Origin of the sequence: Paenibacillus glycanilyticus, from assembly GCF_030161375.1 — a bacterium.
Classification (GTDB): domain Bacteria; phylum Bacillota; class Bacilli; order Paenibacillales; family Paenibacillaceae; genus Pristimantibacillus; species Pristimantibacillus glycanilyticus_B.
In genome coordinates, this window is sequence record NZ_BSSQ01000003.1 from 123,669 (window position 1) to 145,929 (window position 22,261).

Below are 22,261 nucleotides of genomic sequence, written 5' to 3' on the forward strand. Positions count from 1 at the left end.
GCTGCAGCCTTTATTCGATACCGGCCAATAATGAATAGCTTAGAACAAATCAGCGATTTTGCTAGCCAGCCGTTCATACCGTTCAAATATTTTTTTGTAGGCGCGACTGGTATCTGGATTAGGCACAACGGCTTCTCCCATTGGAATATTCTGCTTAATCGACACAAAATCCTCTTTTTCCCCAATCGCGACAAGCGCCGTCCAAGCCGCTCCCCACGCCGCGCTATGATGATTCTCGGAAACGTATATCTCCGCATCAAAAATATCCGCCATCATCTGAAGCCAGATCGGGGAACGCGACAAACCGCCGTTAACATAAATAATCCGGGGAGCACCCGCCAGCTGCTCGAGCGTCCGCCCAATTTGATACAGATTAAACGTAATACCTTCCAACACGGCGCGCACATAATGCGCTTTCGTATGGGCGACCGTCATCCCGTAGAAATTGCCTCTCGCCCTTTGATTCCACAGCGGCGCTCTCTCCCCGTTAATGTATGGTAGGAACAATAAACCTTCAGCCCCCGGCTCGGCTTGCTCCGCTTCGGCCAAAAAGTCCTCATAACTGCCTTGATCATTAAGCAGCTGCTTCAGCCATTGCAGAGCTATTCCGCCATTATTCGTAGGTCCGCCAATGATATAGGAATCTTCGGTAAACGAATAACAAAACGTCTCGCCGCGGCTGCTCACTTTCGCTTCATTTGTCACCTGACGGATCGCACCGCTTGTCCCAACCGATACCGCTACCTCGCCGGGCAGCAGCGCGCCAATACCGAGATTGGCCAATTGGCCGTCAGCGGCCCCAATAGCCACGGGCAAAGTAGACGGAATACCCATCTCTTCCGCAATGTTTGCTTTGATCGGACCAAGCAGGGTTGTTGGCGCTACGATTTCCGACAGCTGGTTGATGTTTACGCCTGCAAGCTCCAGCATGTCTTGATCCCACTGGCGGGTATAAGGATTCAATAAACCGGTCGCGGAGGCCATGGAATAATCGATCACCCGTCTGCCGAACCAGCAATATATAATGTATTCCTTAATGGACATCCAATAAGAAGCTTGAAGATACGGTTCAAAGCCGTTTTCTTTCATCCAGAGCAGCTTCAAGAATGGCGACATCGGATGTACAGGCGTACCGGTCTTCGCGTACAACTTCAGTCGCACCTCTTCGGATAAACGTTCAGCCTGCTCCGTTCCTCTTCCGTCTGACCAGATAAATGCGGGCGCAAGAGGTTCTCCCTCTCTGCTGACGGGCACAAGTGAATGCATAGCGGCCGAGAACCCAAATGCCAATAATTCGTCCATGGCAATGCCGGCTTTCTGGATGGCCTTCTTGATCGCCCAAACGGCCGCGCGTTCAACCGCAGCGGCATCCTGCTGTACCCAGCCTACCTGCGGGTATTCGGAATGAACCGGTTCCTCCGCATCCGCAATAAGATGGCCCATAGGGTTGAAAATGCAAGCCTTCGCGCTGGTGGTACCGAGATCTAATCCAATTATGTACTTTGACATCCAATAAACCTTCCTTTTCTGCGGACAATGATAGGTAGCGAAAACAATAATAGTTCCATTCTAGCAATCTCGTCCTTTGAACGCTATACGCAAGGCAACAAAAAAAAGCGGTACATGGCTGTACCGCTTCGTTGCTTCTCTATTCGTGGAAATTCGTACCGTCGGTTACCGGCTTCACGTAACCTGCGCGGATCACAAAGTCGCCGAAATGCTCGCCTTTATTGCGTTCTGCCGCGTACCGGTTAATGATTGGAGTAAGGGTATCCATAATTTCATCTTCGCCGATGTTTTCTTTGTACATCTTGCTGAGACGGTCGCCGGCGAAACCTGCGCCCATGTACATGTTGTATTTGCCCGGCGATTTGCCGATGAACGAAATTTCGCCCAGTGCGGGACGTGCACAGCCGTTCGGGCAGCCCGTCATCCGGATGTTGATTTCTTGATCCTGAAGACCCGCATTCGCAAGAACCGGCTCCAGTCTATCGATCAGCGAAGGCAAGTAACGTTCTGCTTCTGCCATGGCAAGACCACAAGTCGGAAGCGCAACGCAAGACAATGCGCTGCGGCGGAGCGCCGAATAATTCGAACCTTCCTCGATACCGAACTCCTTCAGAATCGCTACGATTTTTGTTTTCTTCTGAGCGGTAACGTTTGCGATCATCAGATTCTGATTCGCCGTCAGACGGAAGTCGCCGGTATGAATCTTCGCTACTTCGCGAAGCGCCGTTCTCAGCTTATTGCCTTCTGTATCCACGACGCGTCCAGCTTGAACGTAAAGGGTCAGATTCCATTTGCCGTCTTTGCCTTTCGTCCAGCCGTAACGGTCGCCGGTATTCTCGAAATGGAATTCGCGAGCTGGCGCAAGTTCCCATCCGAGACGGTCTTGCAGTTCATCAATGAACCAAGGCATGCCGTGACGGTCGATCGTATATTTGAACCGGGCATATTTCCGTACGGAACGGTTGCCGTAATCGCGCTGAATCATGACAACCTTCTCAGCTACGTCCAGCACTTGATCCGGCGTAATAAAGCCGATTACTTTAGCTAATTGCGGGTAAGTCGCCGTGTCGCCATGGGTCATCCCCATGCCGCCGCCTACGCTAACGTTAAAGCCGGCCAGCTTGCCGTCTTCGCCAACGATGGCAATAAATCCAAGATCCTGCGAGTACACGTCCACGTCATTGGAAGGCGGAACGGCGATCCCGATCTTGAACTTACGCGGCAGATAGACAGGACCGTAGATAGGTTCTACTTCGCCTTGGTCCGCACCGTCCACTACTTTCTCGCCATCCAGCCAGATTTCGTGGTAAGCAGGTGTTTTAGGTGCCAAATGGGAAGTCAGTTGCTGCGACCAGTGGAACACTTCGCTATGAAGCTCCGATTGATACGGATTCGGATTACACATGACGTTACGGCTAACGTCGCCGCAAGCTGCAAGCGTCGTCAGCATGGCCGCGTTAATCTCTTGAATGGTATTCTTCAGGTTCCATTTCAATACGCCATGAAGCTGGAACGCTTGACGCGTCGTGAGCTTCAGACTGCCTGTGCCGTATTTGTCGGCGAGGCTGTCCATCAGAAGCCATTGCTCCGGAGTCGCTACGCCGCCCGGCGTAACGACACGAAGCATAAATTGATAATACGGCTCTAGCTTTTGCTTCTGGCGCTCGTTGCGATAATCGCGGTCATCCTGCATGTAGCTGCCGTGGAATTTCAGAAGCCGGTTATCCAATTCGGGAAGGCCGCCTGTAATCCGGTTATTCAACGAGTCCGTCATCGAACCGCGCAAATAGTTGCTTTCCAGTTTCAGATGCTCCACGTCGCTCGGCGGTCCGCCGATGGGCTCGACTTTATGGTTCTTTGCCATTGCTGTTAGCTCCTTTGCCCATGATTATGGGTTCATACTTATCTATTTGCTAAACGCTGCCAAACAAGCGCTTAGTATACGTCGCGTTGGTAACGTCCTTGCTCTTGCAGCGCGGACAGGTAAGCCGCGGCTTCTTCCTGGGATTTGCCGCCGTATTGGCCGATAATCGTCAGAAGCGCCGATTGCACGTCATGCGCCATATGTTTCTCATCGCCGCACACGTACACGTGAGCGCCGTTATCGAGCCATTTATACAGCTCTTCGCCTTGTTCCAGCATGCGGTGCTGTACGTAGACCTTCTCATCCGAATCGCGGGAGAACGCAACATCAAGCTTCGACAACACGCCGTCCTTCAGCATGCGCTGCCAGTCGGTTTGGTACAGGAAGTCGGTAACAAAATGTCTGTCGCCATAGAACAGCCATGACTTTCCTTCAGCACCTGTTTCTTCGCGCTCTTCCAGGAAAGCGCGGAACGGAGCAACGCCCGTGCCAGGACCAACCATAATAACCGGTGTTTCCGGATTTACAGGAGCCTTGAAGTTCGGGTTCTCCTGGATAAAGATCGGCAGCTTGTCGCCAGGTTGCAAACGCTCGGATACATAAACCGAACATACTCCTTTGCGGTCGCGGCCATGTGCTTCGTATTCCACTTTGCGAATCGTCAAATGCACTTCTTCCGGATGCGCGTTCACGCTGCTTGCGATTGAATAGAGACGTGGAGGAAGCTTGCGGAGCAAGCTAGCCACATCGGCTGCTTTCAGCGTCCAAGGCGCATAATCGCGGAGCAGATCGAGCAGATCACGTCCGTTCAGATAGGCTTTCAGGTCTTCTTTATTGTCCGGCTTAACAAGTTCGGCCAGCTTGCTATTGCCCGAGAAGGCAACGGCTTTCTCCAGCAGCGGCTTTGTTAATACCGTAATTTCGTAATGGTGGGCAAGCGCTTCGCGAACCGTAGAAGTCTCTCCGGCTTTGCCTGTTACAACCTTCTCATCGGCATTCCAGTTCAAGGCAGCGATGATCTCTTCTACCAAGGCAGGATCATTGTAGGCATAGACGCCAACCGCATCGCCAGGCGCATAGGTTAGACCGGAGCCTTCAAGCGACAACTCCAAATGGCGAGTTTCGCGGTCCGAACCTCTACCGTTCAGGTTCAAGCTGTCCAACACTTCCGCCATAAACGGATTCGAGCGCGAATATTCCGACTCTCCGGCTGCTACCGGGAAAGCCGATACCACTGCTGCTTGCGGTGCCGCAGCTGCCGAAGTTGCGCTTACCGCGCCTGCAACAGCCGTAAGCCAGCCGGATGCTAACTCTTCGAAGTCCACGTCGCAGTCTACGCGGTCAACGATCCGTTCTGCTCCAAGCTCAGCCAGTCTAGCGTCAAAGTCTGCGCCTGTCTTGCAGAAGAATTCATACGAAGTATCTCCAAGCGCCAGAACGGAGAACTTCGCGCCGTCGAGCTTAGGCGCGCGTTTGCTGTTCAGGAACTCGTAGAACGTTAATGCGTTATCCGGCGGATCGCCTTCGCCATGCGTGCTTGCCAGAATAAACAAATAGCCGACTTCCTTCAGCTTGTTTGTTTTGTACTGGTTCATTGCCGATAGCGTAACTTCAAAACCTTGTGCTTTCAGCTTGTCGGCAAGCCGTCCTGCCAGTCTTTGCGCGTTGCCGGTTTGCGATCCGAACAAAATCGTTGCTTCTTTTGGTGCGTCCGGCACCGCGGATATCGTAGCTACCGGGGCTTCTGCCACTGCCGCAGCTCCTGCTGCTACCGAAGCCAGAGCGACATTATTACCTGCGCCATAAAAAGCCAAGTAACCGCTGAGCCATTGCATTTGGGATCCTGTCAAAGTTGGGAGCAGCTTATTAAGCAGTTCTGCCTGCTCGCCTGTAAACGGACTATTCGTCACTTGAAGTTGCAAACAACATCCACCTCACACATCGATCTATAAAATCCGACTTCTATACTCTGTTTTCTTATACCTAATACTAACGCAGCCATAGGTTAGGTTCAATGCGTTAGTCGAAAATTGTCTATAAGATATTCTGTAACATTAATCACTTTTCTTTATAAAGCTGAAGAAATGATCTTATTGCCATTAGTTTTACCGGTTTATGGATAAAAAAATAGAAGCGCACTCCTGCGTTAGGAGCGCGCTTCTATTGTATAAAAACGATATTATCTTGCGAAGTTATGTCCGCCAATCTTGGCAACCACCTCAAGGTTATTCCAGAAAGAACCTTGGGTCACATTCGGATTAAAGAAATATACCGCATCATAAACGTTATTTTTCCCGTTCAAGGCATCCTTGGCTGCGCGCATGGCGCTTGCGTTTGGTTTGCTCTTGTCTAGCAGTCCGTTATGGGCTGGCGGGAACTGTCTGCCGGAGTAGATCACGTCGTGGATGGAATCCGGGAAACGCGAATCCTTCACCCGGTTCAAAATCACGTTCGCAATGGCAAGCTGTCCTTCATAAGACTCTCTGCCTGCTTCAACTTGCGAGATCTTAGCTAGCAGCGTTAGATCGTTTTGCGTGAAAGAGGCAGCCGGATTATCCAGGAATGAAGGGATAACGACTTTTAATTTGGCTCCGGGCTTTACCTGATCCTTGCTGCTTAATCCGTTGCGCTTCAGCAAGGTTGCAGCGCTGATTCCGTATTCCTTGCTAATGTCCGCGAGGTCAAACTCATCCGTTACAACCGCGCGATCAACTTCAGTGAGCTTAGCCGTATTGGAATCATTGTCCCAAGACAGATCTGCGTGAAGCACGTCGGCGAGCTGGCGGAGCGGTACGTACATTCTTCCGTCTTCCATAAACGGTGCCGATTCCATCCGGTAACGCGTATCGTTGAAATAAACGACCGGCACGTCATTGCCGAATACAACTTCATCATTATAGGCTGTATCTATTGTAAGTTCTTCGTTATTGCTATCCCAGCTGATCTCAGCGCCAAGCATCGTTGCAATACGCGCCGCCGGTACATACATTCTGTTTTTTTGCGTAATGATGGAGTCGGAGACTTTCGCGTTCTCGCCATTCACCCGAACCGTTGCGCCTGCTTCTGCCGCAGAAACGCTTGTAAGCGGTCCAGCACTAAGCCAGAGAAGCGCTAAAGCCATTACGCAAGACATGATCTTCACAGATTTTTGCATGTTATGTACGATCATATATACCTCCCCAAGATTATGTAGGTATAAAGCCCTTAACCATTCATGCTCTGGGTAATTGTACCACATGCAAATATGAAGTTTGGATTAACATTTTCACAGAAACGATGAAATAAGCTGTAAATTCACTCATTTTTCTCATAAAAGTGTCGATTGTTTCTCATTTATTATTAATTTATACTATTAATAAATATTGCCGGTCGTGAAGAACACGCCGTTTTGGATACCGTCTACCCCCTGGTTATGACGGATTCAAAGCGGCGTTTTTTGTTTTTCATGGCCAATTCAATAGTAGGATGTGATGATAATTTTGAAATTTGATCAAGCTTATCAACAATGGATGCAGAGCATGATTGAGCATGAAAGCAATCACCGAAGACGCGAACTACTCGAAAAAGGACTCGGTCACGGCACAGTAGAATTTCTTCGCTCAGTTTGGTTCCCGACCATTGGAAACTTCGACCATCTGCACCCAGAATGGGAAGTTCAAGATTTTCATAACGGCTTTCGCTATATCGACTTAGCCTATATGCCCGGCGGGGACTCAAAAGGAGGGATAGAAATTCAAGGTTATGGGCCACACGCCAGAGATTTGGATGTGCGAAGATTTAAGGATTTGTGTTGGCGGCATAGCTTGTTGGCATTAGATAACTGGGTGTTCCTGCCGATTGCCTATCTATCGATTGTAGATGAGCCTAAGCGGTGCCAACAGCTTGTGCTTTCTTTTGTAGGAAAATTCATTGCTACAGATGTCCCGGAGTCGCTCAGCTGGCTTGAAGCGGAGACCATCCGTTATGCACGCAGAGTGTTGCGCCCCTTCATACCTGCTGAATTGGTAGCACATCTGCGAATATCGGATCAATACGCGCGCCGCCTGCTTATAAAGTTGGTTGATAGTCAGCTCCTTGTTGTAGCCAGCGGCAAGCAGCGTTACCGTACTTACATGTTGAGACTTTGACGCAGATCTCAATGGAAGCTAACGAAACGACGTAACGCTATTTGCTCGATATCAACGCATTTTCAAATCTAACGAAACCTCATATTGCTATTTGAAGCATTTACTCGTCATATGACTTCTTATCGGCTAATTAACGTTACCACGTTTCGTTAGATGCTATAGACGACTGATTTTCGGCAAATAAGATTACTGCGTTTCGTTAGCGGACCAGCATTGGCAAAACAAACAAAAACCTCCGAAAAATCCGGAGGTTTTTGTTATCAACTACTATTATTTCTTCACGGCGTTAGCTTCGCGAACGAGCGAGAAGTATTGATCCGCCAGAACGACTTGGTACTCAGGACCAAGCTCGGCTGTTACGTTTGCCAGATCTGTAGGCGTCATGCCCCAAGCCAAGATGCCAAGGGATACGAAGAGCGGCGATTTGCCGTCCCATTTCGCTTTAGCGTCGGCAAGCGCTTTTTTCGTGTCGTTTACGCTGCCAACACCTTGGATGTTGGAGGTAGGAACACCGTCTACCATTTCCGCTTTCGTGAAGTTATCCCAGCCGATGAAGAGGCCCGGAACTTTGTACAGATCACGGTATGCCGCATTGTTTGCTTTGCTAAGCGGCAGATTCTCACCATTCAGGCGGTTAAGAACATAAGGAATGTTCATGCCTGTTTTGGTCAGATAATCTTTGGTCTTCTTCAAGTAATCGGCAAATTCTTTTTCCGGCCAAGCCGCTGGGTAGAGGTAACCCGCGCCGGATGGACCCGCAATGACTTGGTCATTAGCCGTTGCTGTTCCATAGAAGTAGTTCAGCATAGCTGGCGCTGCGTCATAGAGCAACGGGCTGGAAGTCCAGTTGATTGGCACCTGGCCGCGTTTTGGATCATCCCACAAAATGCGGAGTCTGTGCTGATTGTATTGCAGGTTATCGCCTTCGCTAAACGTGTAAGTCACGTAGATCTTGTTATCCAGCTTCACTGGTTTTGGAGCTTTTGGTTTGGAGAATTCCGGCTTAGTTCCGGAGAATACGCTCATGTTGCTGAACCAGTCGGCTGCAAGAACGTACACGCCATGGTTAGAAGCGACCTCAACGCCGCTGAACTCCCCTTGGAAGTCGTTGCTGAACCATCCCAAATACGGAGTGCCCGCTTTTACGTCGGACAAAATTTTCTCGAACAGCTCTTTCTCAGCCGGATCATTGGAATCCAGCCAGAATACCATCGCCTTGTTGGCTACGGCATAATCGCGCAGGTAACCATATGGCTCCTTGGTCTGGGAAGAGAACGGTTGGTCATTTGTTGCGCTTACTTTGTACTCGTTCCACATCTCAACGGACATCGTCAGCTCTTTGGTGCCAGCTGGCGGAGTGAACTTGTACGTGAAATAGTTGCCGCCGTCAGCGAAACGGTGTCCGCCGCTGCCTTGGGATACCTGCGATCCTTGCGGATCATACAGATAAGGCTTCTCGGCGTCGGTGCCCGGCAGGAAGTGTGCAACTTCTTTGCCGTCAGCCTTCAGCGTAATTTCGTGAACGGCCGCTCCCCAGCCGTCTTGGGTGAAAGCGTCACCAAATTTAACGTACACATCAGGTTTCGCTACGAAGCTGGACAAGTCCAGATCATACACCTTGCGGTTTTTGGCATCGCGCTCTTCCGTTGGCTCCTGTGCGACAACCTTGTATGTATCAACCTGGTTCGCCGGAGGACGTGCCGATACTTCTGGGCTCAGGCCAACGAGCATACGGTGAGTCGTTTCTTTCCACAGGTTCTCATACTGCCAAGTATAAGCATCCACGCGGTCCTTGAACTTGCCTTGGAAATCCTCGATTACTTTGAAGTTGTAAGGTGCGGCTTCCAGCTTCTTAGCCAGCTCAGGGCTTACCGCCACGCCATCGCGAAGTCCGGCGAGCGTTGTAGCCACGTTTACGGAATCCGGCACGTTAGGATCATAGATAATAATGCCTTTGATTTCTTTTTGGTATTTCTTCAAAATGTCATAATAATCGTCGCGCACTTTATAATCGACGTCCAGATCATTCAGCCATTTGAACTTGCCTTCTTCCTTGTTCTCGAGCAAGTAAATGCGTGGTTCCTTGCGGTTCACAATCCCTTGCAGCGTGGAAAATAACAGCTTTACATCGCCCGGAGCATCGTAAATGTCCGCTACATCCAGCTGTTTAGCCTGCTTGAAGGTCGGAAGTTGCTGGCTCTCCGGCCATGAGATCGTGGATCCTTGCGCCGCCGGTTGCGGCCCGGCATATGTTCCAGCCGAGAAAGACAGCGTACTGACAATTGCCAAACTGATTGCCGTTAACTTTCGAATCATGTTCCCAACACCTCTTATAGTTTGATTAGTGATGCTTCAAGTTCGAAAACGAAACGCTGACTCCCCACCTCCCAGAGGTTCATCTTAGCTGTGGTCCACACACAAGACATATTATATATATTGTATATGTCATTTCAATACATTCGACAAAAATTTCCAAATAAATAGTTCCTTTTATTCCCTTTGGAGGTCTTTAGTTTCAATTTTCCAGCTGCCCGGCAACGTAAAAAGGACTGTTCCCATAGCTTTCGGCTTTGGGAACAGTCCTTTGATATACTCCGCTTTAGTCCTCGATTGCCGCCTTGCGGCTGTTAATGCGCCGGATAAGCTCCGGATCAAACTTCGCCCGTCTGTCATACGTGTACAGGCCGTTAACTTCCTGCTCTACGTCATACAGCTGCGTGTAGCAGAAACCAAACATCATCGGATGATCAAGCAACGCATCCGTCAGCCCCGCATAACGGGCAAGAAACGCCTCTTCCGAGGTCGGTCTGTCGCCATAGCCCCAGGATTTCTCATCCTTCTGCTCCGGGTTCCACCAGATTCCGCCGTATTCGCTGACGAAATAAGGCTGGCCTTCATAGCTCTGCCTCTTCGGGAATGTGTTAAATACCTCGCCGCCATTCTTCATTGGCTCGTATCTGGCCTTGAACGTCTCCGGATTCTGGTCATAATCATGGACGTCGAATATATCCGTCACGACATGGAAATTGCCGCTCGTATCGATGACAGGACGCGTGGGGTCCACCCGCTTCGTCACGTCATAGACAATGCGGAGCACTTCGTTATTTTGCTTGGCGCCGTCCTTATCCCAAGTCTCGTTGAACGGGCACCAGCCAATAAGCGCAGGATGGTTGAAGTCGCGTTCGATCCCTTCCAGCCATTCCGGCAAAAAGCCGGCCAGTCCCTCCGTTGTCGTAATATCGAGGCCCCAGTTGGCATGCTCCCCCCATACGAGGTAGCCAAGCTTATCCGCCCAATACAGGAAGCGAGGCTCGAACATTTTCTCGTGCAGCCTAGCTCCGTTGAAGCCAAGTCCCATCGATATTTCGATATCGTTCCGCAGATCCTCGTCGCTTGGAGCCGTATATACGCCATCCGGGTAAAAACCTTGATCCAGCACAAGCCGCTGAAACACGGATTTGCCGTTGATCCGGAACGCCATCCCGTCCAGCTTCACGCTGCGAAGCCCAAAATACGACTGCACGGCATCGAAGATCTGGCCATCCCGCGCCAGACTTAGCTCCAGATCATACAATTCCGGCTTGCCCGGTTCCCAAAGATGAACTTCGGATAACGGCAGCATTAGCTTAGCCGACGAACCGGTAACCTTCATCACCGCAGAACCAGCGTCTATACCTTCGTATAAGGCTTTTACAGTGAGCGTTGTACCACTCTCTATCCCGCTTCCGCCAAGCTGCAGCTCTATATGCGCGCAAGCATTGTCCGGATCGGGAACAAGCTTCATGCTTGCCATATAAACATCCGGCACATGTTCCAGCCACACCGTCTGCCAGATGCCCGTTGTACGGGTATAATCGCAGCCCGAGGAATAATATCCCCCGCATTGCTTGCCCCGCGGCTGACGGCCGGAACGCAAATCATCCTTCGCGTAGACGGTAACCGCGTTGCTCTCCGCCGTAACCGCTGTCGTAATATCAAAGCTGAAGGAAGAATAACCGCCGCGGTGTTTGCCAACGGACACGCCGTTTACCCATACTTCGGCTTCATAATCCACGGCGCCGAAGTGAAGCAGAATACGCCCGCCGCCATTAAGCCAATGGCCCGGTACGACTAATTCTCTTTTGTACCAGACCGCGGCCATAAAATCCTTATGCTCTACGCCCGAAAGCTTGCTTTCCGGACAGAACGGTACCGTAATCGTTCCGGCCAACTCGTGACTGGCCTCTTGGAACCCTCGTTCTTTGCCGCTGTTGCCATGGTCGATTTCGAACTGCCAATCGCCGTTCAGATTAATCCAATCCGGTCGTACCCACTGGGGACGCGGATATTCGGGACGTGGAATCGTAGTTATCATAAATCAGTGATCTCCTTTGCTATTAACTTTTGCGATTAGCCTTTGATTGAACCGACGTAAACGCCCTTCACAAAATACTTCTGAAGGAACGGATATACCATCAGAATCGGCAGGGTCGAGAATACAATCGTGCAATATTTCACCAATTCCCGGAACGCCGTCGCGCTGGACGCGCTGTCGATAATAACGCCGCCGGCGCTTCCCTGCGTCGTTGCCGTTGAATCATTCGCAACCAGAATTTCCTTCAGCAAGAGCTGCAGCGGGAAATGGTCGCGGTCCTTAAGCAGTACCATCGCGTTAAACCAGGAGTTCCAATTGCCCACGAGATAATAGAGGAAAATAACGGCGAGCGTAGCTTTGGAGAGCGGTATAATCACGTTGACAAGCAGCTTCAGCTGGCTTGCGCCATCCATAGTGGCCGCTTCCTCGAGCTCCGACGGAATCGACTGGAAGCCGGTCCGCAGCACGATCATATTCCATGTATTTAGAGCCGTCGGCAAAATCATCGCCCACAGATTGTTATACAAGCCAATATCCTTCATTAATAAGAACCACGGGATTAATCCGCCGCCGAAAAACATCGTAATCGTAATAATGATCATGATGTATTTTTTGAAATATAAATCCCGTCTGGATAATACAAATGCACCCATAATGGTCATGAGCATATTAACCAATGTTCCAAGCCCTACATACATAATGGTATTCTTGTAACCTACTAATAGACTATCGTCTTTAAATATGAGCTTGTAACCGTCAATCGTAAATCCAAGCGGGTTCAATAATATGCCTTTATGCGCTACCAGTCTAGCCGGATCACTGACGGAAGCAAACACGATATGGACGATCGGATACAGACAACACAAAGTCAAAGCTGCTAGCAGAATATAGATTGTAATATCAAATGCTCTGTTGCTGATCGAATGGTATTTCATTGTATAGCCCTCTCCTTTCCTACCATAAGCTCACGTCGGATTTACGGCTTGCTATTCTATTCGTTACCCACAGCAGGGCAAAGTTCACTAACGAACTGACAAGTCCAACGGCCGTCGAGTAGCTCAAGCTGGCTTCGCGCAAGCCCCGGCGGTAAACATAGGAAGCAATAACATCAGCTCTATCGTAAGTAAGCGGGTTATAGAGAAGGATGATTTTCTCATAGCTGGACGCCATGATGCCGCCTACGGCGAAGATAAACAAAATGATGATAACCGGGCTGATTTGCGGCAGCGTAATATGCCACATTTTCTTCAGTCTGCCAATCCCGTCTATATCCGCAGCTTCGTATAGCGTCGAATCAATGGAGCTCATGGCCGCGAGATAGATAATGCTGGACCATCCGATCGTCTGCCAGATGTCAGAGAACGTATAGATCGGCCGGAAGAACGAAGAGTAACCTAGCAAAGAAGTATACTCTTTGCCCGTGATCAGCTGCACCAGCTGGGTAATAACCCCTTCATCCGCCGTAAAAATATGAATCATCCCGCACACGACGACAAGTGAAATAAAATGCGGCATGTACGTTACCGTCTGTACGACTTTCTTGAATTTGCCGTCACGGATTTCATTCAGCATAAGAGCGAGAATGATTGGAGCCGTGAAGCCAAATGCCAGCCCCCACACGTTCAGGAGCAGCGTGTTTTTGACCACCCGCCAGAAGTACGGCCCTTGAAAGAAATCAACAAAATGCTTCAATCCCACCCAATCGCTGTTCGCAAAACCCAGCAGTGGCTTGAAATCCTTAAAAGCGATCAATAGCCCCCACATCGGTCCATAACAGAAAACAACAAACCATACGATGACCGGTACGGCCAATACATACGCAAACCAGTTTTTCCTGAAATCCTTTTTAATGATTTGACCCGTTCTCATCCATACACCGCCTTATATCCCAGGTAGGGGAATAGCCGCCCGCGCGATGTTCGCACGAACAGCTATGCCCTTTCTTCTCCTGTATGAAGCTTCCTAATCGTAAGCGTTATCGAGCGTTATACCGGTCAAGCGCAGCCTGATGGATGCTCAGGAACTCGTCGAGGCCCATCTTTTTCGCTTCGCTCAGGAATTTGTCGTACGCATCTACCGGCAACTGCCCTTTCACAATCTTGGCAAAATATTCGTTGCGGAGAGTCGACAGCTGGTTGCCAAGCTCCGCTTCACGGGAAGCTTCTTCCGTTGTGAACGTAATAGGAGGCATCGCTACGCTCGTATCCATATTCTCGGTCCAAGTTTTCCGAATGTCGCCCGAGTAGCTGCCTTCCGCCACGATAAGCGGGTTGGAGTTATGCTCGTCGCGGATGTCCGGCCAAGAGTGCATGCGGTATTTCACTAGGGTAGTAGCAACCGGCTGGCCGTCCGGATCTTTGTAAATGTAGCTGTCCGGTTGGAAGTAAGGTTTGCCTGTCTCGTCAACCAGATGCACCTTGCCGTATTCGCCGTAGTTCAGAATCTCCCAGCCCTTCTTGCTGTAAGCAAAGTCGAGCCATCTCATTGCCGCTTCCACGTCGTCGGCCTGAGTCGTAATGGCAGCGGATCTGCCTGTACGCTTGAAGTTCTTGTACGTTGTAGCCGACTTATCTCCCGCATTCAGAACCGGGTTCAGAGCGCCAACGAAGTCAATATTGTTCTGCTGCTTCCAGTAGCTCCACATGGTATCCGGGGAGTCCATCATAACCGCGGTTTTATCTGAGATCGCGCTCGCCATCCGCTGGTTGAAGTCTGCTGTCGCCCAGTCTTTGTTCAGCAGACCTTCCTTGTTCCATTGCTGCATGGTAGCGAGGTAATCCTTCGCTTTCGGCTGGGCTGGTCCCCATTGCACTTTGCCGTCCGCATCCATAAACGTCCAATCCCATACGCCGTAAGCGCCGTTAATGATGCCGGTAAAGATCTGGCCGTATGTCGAACCGTAGTTAAGCGGCTCGCTGTAGCCAACTTCCTTCGCTTTGGTTAGGAAGGTATGCCACTCATCGATCGTATTAGGGACTTCCAGTCCCGTTTTCTCAAGCGCTTCCTTCTTGATCAGCATGCCGAACCACATCCATTCGGAATAAGGAGCAATGCCGTAGAAGCCAAGCAGCTTGCCGCTATCCGTTACGGTTGTTTTTCTTCTTGTCTCATCGGAGTTGCGCCATTCGGAATAGTTCGGAGCGTATTTATCCATATAATCGGTCAAATCCAGATAAGCGCCGTCCTTAACGCCCGCTTCAAGGCCGCCCGGGTAACGTTCCGGCTCAATGACAATGTCAGGCAGCTCGCCCGAGGACATCATCAGAGTAAAAGCATCCGCTTCCTGGCCAACCGGAGGCGTAATGAAGTTTACTTTGATACCGGTCAACTTCTCCACTTGCTTTTGTACAACTTGATTATTCATCTCCGGGATCTGCGAGTCCGCCGGCAGCCAAATATCGAGCGTTGTGTCTTTCTTGTAAGGATAAGCATCATAGTGGCTTGGAATCTTCTCGTCGTACAAATCGCCAAGATACGTATCGTTTAAGGTGTTATTCACTTCATCCATCTGTTCTTGCGTTGGTGCTTTATTGCCGCGGATCGTCGTGCTAATGTCGGAAAAAGCCGCGGTTTCCGCCGGTGCATCCGAGCTTTCGGTTGTTGCGGCCGGATCGGCGGATTCCTTCGGTTCATTATTGTTGTTGCTGCAAGCCGCCAGAGTAGAGCCGGCCACCACGGATACGAGCAACAGGTTAAGCAGACGTTTTGTCGTTGTTCCCATGTTTATCCCCCTTAATTGTCAACGTTTTCAAATGCAAATATTGAAATTAATTGAACAGATTTGCGATAAAACTAGCGATATAACGATTTTCATCCTTTCAAATTCGCAAAAAAACTATTTAATTACAGAAATCATGTATCAATAAGTAAAAAAAAATGACTGATTCCTATTCTCCTGAAGGCAACTTCAAGGCCATCTCATCTCCGTAAGGCACTCCGAAGTCGGGTGTCCCGTCCGGATTCCAACCAAATCTCTGAATGCGTGTCGCGCGATGTTTGGTATCGACACCTGGTGCGGGCAGCGCATGGAAAACGATCCAGTCCTCTGAACTATCCGGAGATTTCGTAAAGCTGTTATGCCCGGTCGCGTACACGCCGTTGTCTACGCTTTTCTTAAATACTGGCTGCATCGTCTTTGTCCAGGACTGCGCCGCCATCGGATCTGCCGATTCATCCATCGCAAGCATCCCTAGCGAATAATCCTCAGACCAAGTGGTGCTGGCTGAATAAACAAGAAATACTTTTCCGTTGCGCTTCAGCATGACCGGTCCTTCATTAATGGCCATGCCGCCTTGCTTTTCCCAATCCAGCGTAGGCGCCGTGAGCAAGGTTTGTTCACCGGTTAATGTCCACGGATTTGTCATTCCCATGATGTAAATGGCGGATCCGTAATCCGGAAAATGTCCATAGCCCGCATACAAGAAATACAGCTGGTCCTTTAGTTGGAACACGGTACCGTCTAGTCCCGCTACGGGAGTTGGCAATGCGCCTTTCCATACCCACTGCCCTTCTAGCGGATCGGCGCTAGCATTCTCCAATACGCAAATTCGGCGCGACTCATCTCCTCCTCCATCGTTGGCCGTGTAATAGACGTACCAACTGTTGTTCAGGAAGTGAATTTCCGGCGCCCACAAGTGACTGCTGTACAATCCCCCGGGTTCCGGTGTCCAAATGGTTTGTTTGCGCCCTTCCGCAATTCCCGATAAACGATCCGACCGCGTAAGCTCCAGGCGATTCCCCCTCGTGCACATGAAGTAATAATATCCGTCGGTATGCTGATAAACCCAAGGATCGGCAGCGCTTTCAACTACGGGATTGCAAAACGTCTCAGCTTGTGCCATCTACTCTCTCCTTTTCTTGCTCCTCATAACTTCTTGCATCTCCTATTATCTAGGAGACCTCCTGCGCCAAACAATTGCGAAAGCGCTTCACTTTCCGCTCAAAAAAGTTTGAGCCAAATCAATTTCGTCGGTCGAAAAAAAGCCGTCCTCTAGCGAGCAATGCCATTAAGATAGACTTTACTTAATGACATTGCTCCAGGACGGCTTTATCAATTCGGTTGTTTTATCAATTGTTTGCGCCATTCATACGGAGTAACCCCAACCGCTCTGACAAAAAAATCATAAAATCGGCTGGAGGAGGTGAATCCCACTTCGGAAGAGATCGATTCGATCGCTTTATCGGTCTGCCTCAGCAACCGTTTCGCTTCTTCCATGCGAAGATTAATCATGTATTGCTTGGGCGAGACACCTACGGTTTCCGTAAACTTTTTGCGTAAATTGCTTTCCGATACATAATGCCTCGAAGCAAGCTCATGAACCGTAAGCTGACTGTAAAATTTGGCGTGAATCTCTTTCAATACTTCCTGAATAATTGTCTGGTCGTTGCCGCCCCCGGCCGTTTGCACGGCTTCAGATGCTGCTGATTTATACCGTTGGAATAAAGCAACGGCCGTCTCAAAAGCAATTCTCATCATATTGCGGGAATCCATGCTATGCTCTTCTTTCGTCCATTCCTTCTCGAGCTGGCTCAAGCTGATTTCAGCCCAATTCCGGTCATCCTTGTCGAGCTGAATACACTCAATTCGGTTACACTCAAACCCGGAATAGAACAAGTATTGGGATTGCAGCGGAATTCGTTCATGATTGAAGTGAACGGATACCCCTCTCCAGGGTACCGTGCAGACAAAGCCGTGATGCAAGCCGGGCGGGATCAGAATCAAACTACCCGCGCTCACCTTAATATTTTGTTCCGGGGAGCTATAGTAGCCTTCGCCTTCCAGCACCAAGGTCAATTCATCGTATGGATGCGAATGCGAAATAAAGAGGCCGTCTCCCTCAGCCAACTGAAAGGTATGCGGTTTAAAGCGGTCGATGCTAATAACAAAGCTTTCATTTCCTTGCTCCATCATTCATCCCCCTTTGCATAGCTGATTGCTGCAACGCTATTAGGAAATTATAGCAATTCCGCAAGCAGCCGCTCAAGCAACGGGAGTGGTCATATTTTTAGGTTATGTAGCTGTATTTTTGGAACATGAAAAAGGGAAGTACGCCTGGTCGCGTACTTCCCTTTTTCTTAACAGCCGCTAGCTATTCCTCTAACCCACTAATCCACCGCTCTAGTTCTTGCCCAATCGCATCCGGGTTCTCCTCCAGCAAATGGTGGAATCCCTTTCCGATCGGAACGAGCGTCAATTGCTTCAAATGATCCTTGCACCAAGTAATTTGCGGCTCGCGGATTGTGCAGCCAGGCTCCGCATAGAACAAGACTTTAGGAATCTGCGACTCCGTAAACCATTGATTGCGCAACTCAACGGCCCGCACAACGTCATCCGGTTTGCCTTCGATCGGAATCTGATTGGGAAATACCCATGAAGGCTTGCGGCTGTCCGGCTCCCGGAAAGGTTCCCTGTAATATTCATGCTCCTCCGGAGTAAACTCCCTATTCAAGATGATGTGCGGCATGCCTTCAACAAACACGTTATGATCGCGCATAAACGGCCAGCCCAATTCCGGATCACGAAGCTTCTGGAACAGCTCGGCCGATTCAGCTGGCGTAAAAGCCTGCCAATCCGGGCAAGGATACAACGCTTGAGGCTCCAGCATCGCAATCGCTTTTACATGGTCAGGATGATTCATGGCGTAGTGAAGTCCAATCGCCATTCCCCAGTCATGTCCGACTAGAATGATATCTTTCAGACCCATGGCTTCTATAAATTTACTTATATGATCGGCATGCTCCAGGAAAGTATATCCGATATCCGGCTTGTCCGAACGGCCCATGCCGATAAGATCAACGGCGATGCAACGTCCCAGCTTGTCCAGATAAGGAATGAGATTGCGGTACATATACGACCATGTCGGATTGCCATGAAGCATAAGGATCGGTTGGCCGCTGCCTTGCTCAATATAATGTAGATTATGTCCATTGACGTTCAGATAACGGGATTCAAAAGGATACTCGGTGCCGATTGGTCTAACAGTCATTGTATATTCACTCTCTTTCTCTTTAATCCACAAATGCGATCCGAATCAATTCCTTCGCTTTCTTGAGCTGACTGTCGTCTAACTGTTGGAGTAGTTCCAGCATATCGCCCATTGCAGTTGCCTCCTGTGGGGACTCTTCCTGTTGCACCGGCTCTTCCGCAACCCAAGAAGTTTGTACCGTATCCTTCATGCATTGCACGAGAAACTGCATCTGTTCCACATTATATTTACCAAGAAATCTTCTTATATGTTGTTCCATATGGGCGTGCAACTGCTTGTGAACTTCAAATATAGTTTGGCCCAGCGGGGTAAGAGAAAACCATACTTCCTTCTTGTTATCCGGCAAACTCTGGCTATGGATCACTTCTTGTTCAAGCAGTCTTCTTGTGAGTTTGGAAATGCTGCCTCTTGGAATACCAAAATGCTTCGAGATCGCAATCCCGTTCACCGGCTGCATCTCCCCAATCGCATCAACGACATGAAGAATTACCGTTGTCGCTTCCTTAAGAAACTCAACCGCCTTTGGATCGCTTGTTTGCGCCATCATCCAGCGTTTTTCTTCATCCTCGCCTTCGGATTGGAATCTCTTCTGTATAAGACCTACCTGAACCAGCATTTCATTCAGCAGGATTTCTTTTTGCGCAGCGGAATGTTCCATCCCTCGTTCGCTCCTTTTCATTCACTTTGTCCAGTATAACAAGAATGGATGATCAAATAAATATCCAAAGAAACATTATTGACACCTCGGAAACATAATACTAATATTGTTTCATAAGATTATATATTGATTCCAAAAATTCAAATATCAAATAATTATTTCGAGGTGACCTATATGAACGTTGTTATTATTTTTGATCATCCGTACGGGGCAGGAGCATCCGAGAACATTGTCCATAAGAGAAGCTATTCCGCTGCTTTATTATCGGCTGTTACACGCGGCCTGACAGAGAATGGCCATAAGATTGATCTAATTGACCTGCATGCTGACAGGTTTAATCCGGTTACGACTGCGGACGACCTAGCGATGTGGCGGCAACGCACAACAAACGACCCTCAGGTGCTCCAGTATCAAGAGCGGTTAAAACGCGCCGATCACATCATTTTTATTTTTCCGATCTGGTGGGAAGCCATGCCGGCTCTAACGAAGGGGTTTATCGACAAAGTGTTCGTGAAAGGTGTTTTATTTGATGAAGGGAAAGGCGGCAAGCCGTTTTACAGCATGATGCCAAAGCTGAAGGCCGTTTCCTTGCTAACCGTTATGAGTACGCCCAACGCCGTATACAGATGGATTTTCGGCAATCCGATTACGAAGATTTTGTTCCGGGGAACGTTTCGCAAGATGGGCATTCACAAGTTAAAGTGGTATAACTACGCCGGTATGGAGCACCGCACCTTGGAGAAACGCCAGCAGCACTTGTTGAAGACGGAGCGTATTTTCGCCAAGCTGTAATGGCATGCCATAAAGAAAAAGCGATGGTCTAAGAAACTAGTCCGTCGCTTTTATCGCTTTATCAAAGCAGTAGGAGTCTTTGTCATAACCGTTATGCTCGTAAAAAGCATGAGCCCCGGTACGCTTGACACCGCTACATAAAATAATGCTTGTTATTCCATTTTCTCTCGCGTAATTTTCGATATGTCTTAACAGTTTCGTCCCTACCCCGCGATGTTGAACCGCTGTTTGCACAGCAAGAGCTTGAATATGTAAATATCCATTTAGAGACCCTACGGCTAAGGCATGGACTATCGTCACAAAACCAACCACATGATGATTAAATCCGGCCACGAAAGTCTTGTAATTGCCAGCCTTATTCATTTGGTTCATCGTAACCCGGAAGTTCTCTTCATTAATATTGCGGATTCCAAGTACGTCAGTCCATAGGACTACAACCTCGTTATAATCTTTTTCTGCTATTTCTCGAATCTCGATCTCCATGGTTAAAGCTCCTTTGGGATTACATGCTGTTTTTGGAAAAGGAATGTCCCGTTTAATCCGAGGGATAACAAGCTGGCAAGTTATTTTCAATCGTCCAAGAAATAACGGTGGCGCTATCTCGCCCTTGCCCCTCATGAACGTCGGTTATTAATTTTTTTATACTAGCATCTAATGAGCTTTGGAATTGATTTTTTACACAGTTATATATATTTTCGGATTTATCATAGTGACGATCGCCATATTCTAAGAGACCGTCAGTTGTAACTAGTATCGTATTAGTTCCTGGACGAAGTTCTCTTAATCCGGTCGAGTAACAGGGAATGCCGTAATTAAATGCGCTTTGATTGCCGATCCATTCGTAGAAGTTCCTTTGGTTTAGTGCGTATTGACCTCTTTGTTGCAGTTCTTCATGAAAAAGATAAAGTACGCAATCCCCAATATTAAGCCACCATAAATACTGATCTCTTCGAATGCAAATCAGACAAGCCGTTTCGCCTATAACGTCTTTGCATTGATTAACGAAATGATCCGAACTAAATAAATGGATAATCATTTTATTTATGTTTTCAAATACATTGAGATTGCATGGTGATAGTGCTTCAATAATATTCGGCATTATTGTTTCTAAGCTGCGGATTACTAATTCAGCACTTTGCGCGGTGTTATGAGCATCTACTATCGCGACAATCTCGCCACTATGATCTTCATTTCGCCAGACGAGTGTCCCGTCTTCATTTTTATTGGCACCAGCAAAGGTATTTCCTCCATATAAGCCAATTGAGATGTCCATATAGTTTGTTACAAACGGGTCATCCAAATGTTTATCTTCATCACCTAACCAAACAAATGGTTTCAATATTCCCACCTACTATTAGAAGTATCTATTGCCACCGTTACAGGAGCGCACGACTAATAAATCAAGTCATCTCTAGCATCGATCCCCTGTATTTCACAATAAACTCTATATTTATTCAATACGGTATATATATCGTCTTGCCCAATTACTTGATTCTTCTCATCAAAGTACTGAAGTGATCCACTTAATATAAATAGGGTGATTACTTCTTCGTCTTCAGTAATAAGCGTATGTATATCTCCTGGAGGCTCAAATACGAAAGTACCCGGTACAGCAACCCATTCGCGACCTTCATATCTCCATTTCCCCTGAATATTATAGCCAATCACTGATCCGCCAGTGTGTCTATGTTTTCCCAATACCTGATTGCTCTTTATCTTAAATAAGTAAATCCACGTTCCCGTGTTTAGGTCAAAACGTAAAGGTTTGAAATAGCAAGATTGATTATCCGTGAATGGTATCCAGGGCAGGTCATCAATATTCACAATACGCTCTGCTAACTGGAACTTCTCTGCGAGTTTAATAACGGATTCTTCAATTAAAGAACTCATAGGAGCACCTTCATTCCATTTAAGTTAGTTGCAGTTCACGATAATTGTTCTTCATATACTTGTAGCCAGAATATGCAGTCA

General features: G+C 48.5%; 18 protein-coding genes. 2 read left to right on the top strand and 16 right to left on the bottom strand.

Features of this window, described 5'->3' with window-relative positions:
* Positions 1-39 precede the first annotated feature (39 nt).
* The 4 genes from QQK89_RS04355 to QQK89_RS04370 form a co-directional block, all read right to left on the bottom strand.
* Positions 40-1,509, bottom strand: a complete 1,470-nt coding sequence (locus QQK89_RS04355; RefSeq protein ID WP_284237220.1) for a gluconokinase — start codon at positions 1,507-1,509, stop codon at positions 40-42.
* A gap of 139 nt (positions 1,510-1,648) precedes the next feature.
* Positions 1,649-3,373, bottom strand: coding sequence for an assimilatory sulfite reductase (NADPH) hemoprotein subunit (gene cysI / locus QQK89_RS04360; RefSeq protein WP_284237221.1), 1,725 nt, complete (start codon positions 3,371-3,373; stop codon positions 1,649-1,651).
* Positions 3,374-3,444: 71 nt separating this feature from the next.
* Positions 3,445-5,295: an assimilatory sulfite reductase (NADPH) flavoprotein subunit gene (locus tag QQK89_RS04365; RefSeq protein WP_284237222.1), complete on the bottom strand. Its 1,851-nt coding sequence runs from the start codon at positions 5,293-5,295 to the stop codon at positions 3,445-3,447.
* A 257-nt stretch (positions 5,296-5,552) separates the two neighbouring features.
* On the bottom strand, positions 5,553-6,542 hold the full coding sequence (locus tag QQK89_RS04370; protein ID WP_284237223.1) for a cell wall hydrolase: 990 nt from the start codon (positions 6,540-6,542) through the stop codon (positions 5,553-5,555).
* A gap of 301 nt (positions 6,543-6,843) precedes the next feature.
* On the opposite strand from QQK89_RS04370, the gene QQK89_RS04375 reads away from it, so the two are divergent.
* Complete coding sequence (locus QQK89_RS04375; RefSeq protein WP_434481623.1) at positions 6,844-7,500, top strand: transcriptional regulator; 657 nt, start codon at positions 6,844-6,846, stop codon at positions 7,498-7,500.
* A 270-nt stretch (positions 7,501-7,770) separates the two neighbouring features.
* On the opposite strand, the gene QQK89_RS04380 is transcribed toward QQK89_RS04375, so the two are convergent.
* The 9 genes from QQK89_RS04380 to QQK89_RS04420 all read right to left on the bottom strand — a co-directional run bounded on the left by QQK89_RS04380 (position 7,771) and on the right by QQK89_RS04420 (position 19,498).
* On the bottom strand, positions 7,771-9,816 hold the full coding sequence (locus QQK89_RS04380) for a GxGYxYP domain-containing protein (protein WP_284237224.1): 2,046 nt from the start codon (positions 9,814-9,816) through the stop codon (positions 7,771-7,773).
* A 283-nt stretch (positions 9,817-10,099) separates the two neighbouring features.
* Positions 10,100-11,854, bottom strand: coding sequence for a glycoside hydrolase family 2 protein (locus tag QQK89_RS04385; RefSeq protein WP_284237225.1), 1,755 nt, complete (start codon positions 11,852-11,854; stop codon positions 10,100-10,102).
* Between the two features lie 35 nt (positions 11,855-11,889).
* On the bottom strand, positions 11,890-12,789 hold the full coding sequence (locus QQK89_RS04390) for a carbohydrate ABC transporter permease (protein WP_284237226.1): 900 nt from the start codon (positions 12,787-12,789) through the stop codon (positions 11,890-11,892).
* 19 nt (positions 12,790-12,808) lie between these two features.
* Positions 12,809-13,723 (bottom strand): ABC transporter permease, encoded by a 915-nt coding sequence (locus QQK89_RS04395; protein ID WP_284237227.1) that lies wholly within the window; start codon positions 13,721-13,723, stop codon positions 12,809-12,811.
* Positions 13,724-13,829: 106 nt separating this feature from the next.
* A complete protein-coding gene (locus QQK89_RS04400; RefSeq protein ID WP_284237228.1) occupies positions 13,830-15,575 on the bottom strand; it encodes an extracellular solute-binding protein in 1,746 nt (581 codons plus the stop codon).
* Positions 15,576-15,741: 166 nt separating this feature from the next.
* Complete coding sequence (locus tag QQK89_RS04405) at positions 15,742-16,695, bottom strand: glycoside hydrolase family 43 protein (protein ID WP_284237230.1); 954 nt, start codon at positions 16,693-16,695, stop codon at positions 15,742-15,744.
* Positions 16,696-16,904: 209 nt separating this feature from the next.
* Complete coding sequence (locus tag QQK89_RS04410) at positions 16,905-17,765, bottom strand: AraC family transcriptional regulator (protein ID WP_284237232.1); 861 nt, start codon at positions 17,763-17,765, stop codon at positions 16,905-16,907.
* 178 nt (positions 17,766-17,943) lie between these two features.
* Positions 17,944-18,840: a haloalkane dehalogenase gene (locus QQK89_RS04415; RefSeq protein WP_284237233.1), complete on the bottom strand. Its 897-nt coding sequence runs from the start codon at positions 18,838-18,840 to the stop codon at positions 17,944-17,946.
* Between the two features lie 22 nt (positions 18,841-18,862).
* Positions 18,863-19,498 carry a MarR family transcriptional regulator gene (locus QQK89_RS04420; protein ID WP_284237234.1) on the bottom strand — a complete coding sequence of 212 codons (636 nt, stop codon included), beginning with the start codon at positions 19,496-19,498 and terminating at the stop codon, positions 18,863-18,865.
* Between the two features lie 174 nt (positions 19,499-19,672).
* On the opposite strand from QQK89_RS04420, the gene QQK89_RS04425 reads away from it, so the two are divergent.
* Positions 19,673-20,290: an NAD(P)H-dependent oxidoreductase gene (locus QQK89_RS04425; RefSeq protein ID WP_284237235.1), complete on the top strand. Its 618-nt coding sequence runs from the start codon at positions 19,673-19,675 to the stop codon at positions 20,288-20,290.
* Positions 20,291-20,326: 36 nt separating this feature from the next.
* On the opposite strand, the gene QQK89_RS04430 is transcribed toward QQK89_RS04425, so the two are convergent.
* From QQK89_RS04430 to QQK89_RS04440, 3 genes are read right to left on the bottom strand one after another with little or no spacing between them, the layout of a single operon-like run.
* Complete coding sequence (locus QQK89_RS04430) at positions 20,327-20,773, bottom strand: GNAT family N-acetyltransferase (protein ID WP_284237236.1); 447 nt, start codon at positions 20,771-20,773, stop codon at positions 20,327-20,329.
* Positions 20,774-20,825: 52 nt separating this feature from the next.
* Positions 20,826-21,629, bottom strand: a complete 804-nt coding sequence (locus QQK89_RS04435; protein WP_284237237.1) for a protein phosphatase 2C domain-containing protein — start codon at positions 21,627-21,629, stop codon at positions 20,826-20,828.
* 53 nt (positions 21,630-21,682) lie between these two features.
* Positions 21,683-22,180, bottom strand: a complete 498-nt coding sequence (locus tag QQK89_RS04440) for a 2,4'-dihydroxyacetophenone dioxygenase family protein (RefSeq protein WP_284237239.1) — start codon at positions 22,178-22,180, stop codon at positions 21,683-21,685.
* Positions 22,181-22,261: the final 81 nt, after the last annotated feature.

Excerpts from the sequence above, each read along its gene's own strand:
- QQK89_RS04440 (WP_284237239.1), bottom strand. The coding sequence starts at position 22,180 with ATGAGTTCTTTAATTGAAGAATCCGTTATTAAACTCGCAGAGAAGTTC.
- QQK89_RS04410 (WP_284237232.1), bottom strand. The coding sequence starts at position 17,765 with ATGATGGAGCAAGGAAATGAAAGCTTTGTTATTAGCATCGACCGCTTT.
- QQK89_RS04395 (WP_284237227.1), bottom strand. The coding sequence starts at position 13,723 with ATGAGAACGGGTCAAATCATTAAAAAGGATTTCAGGAAAAACTGGTTT.
- QQK89_RS04380 (WP_284237224.1), bottom strand. The coding sequence starts at position 9,816 with ATGATTCGAAAGTTAACGGCAATCAGTTTGGCAATTGTCAGTACGCTG.
- QQK89_RS04405 (WP_284237230.1), bottom strand. The coding sequence starts at position 16,695 with ATGGCACAAGCTGAGACGTTTTGCAATCCCGTAGTTGAAAGCGCTGCC.
- QQK89_RS04355 (WP_284237220.1), bottom strand. The coding sequence starts at position 1,509 with ATGTCAAAGTACATAATTGGATTAGATCTCGGTACCACCAGCGCGAAG.
- QQK89_RS04385 (WP_284237225.1), bottom strand. The coding sequence starts at position 11,854 with ATGATAACTACGATTCCACGTCCCGAATATCCGCGTCCCCAGTGGGTA.
- cysI (WP_284237221.1), bottom strand. The coding sequence starts at position 3,373 with ATGGCAAAGAACCATAAAGTCGAGCCCATCGGCGGACCGCCGAGCGAC.
- QQK89_RS04400 (WP_284237228.1), bottom strand. The coding sequence starts at position 15,575 with ATGGGAACAACGACAAAACGTCTGCTTAACCTGTTGCTCGTATCCGTG.
- QQK89_RS04375 (WP_434481623.1), top strand. The coding sequence starts at position 6,844 with ATGATAATTTTGAAATTTGATCAAGCTTATCAACAATGGATGCAGAGC.
- QQK89_RS04420 (WP_284237234.1), bottom strand. The coding sequence starts at position 19,498 with ATGGAACATTCCGCTGCGCAAAAAGAAATCCTGCTGAATGAAATGCTG.
- QQK89_RS04415 (WP_284237233.1), bottom strand. The coding sequence starts at position 18,840 with ATGACTGTTAGACCAATCGGCACCGAGTATCCTTTTGAATCCCGTTAT.
- QQK89_RS04370 (WP_284237223.1), bottom strand. The coding sequence starts at position 6,542 with ATGATCGTACATAACATGCAAAAATCTGTGAAGATCATGTCTTGCGTA.
- QQK89_RS04390 (WP_284237226.1), bottom strand. The coding sequence starts at position 12,789 with ATGAAATACCATTCGATCAGCAACAGAGCATTTGATATTACAATCTAT.
- QQK89_RS04430 (WP_284237236.1), bottom strand. The coding sequence starts at position 20,773 with ATGGAGATCGAGATTCGAGAAATAGCAGAAAAAGATTATAACGAGGTT.
- QQK89_RS04425 (WP_284237235.1), top strand. The coding sequence starts at position 19,673 with ATGAACGTTGTTATTATTTTTGATCATCCGTACGGGGCAGGAGCATCC.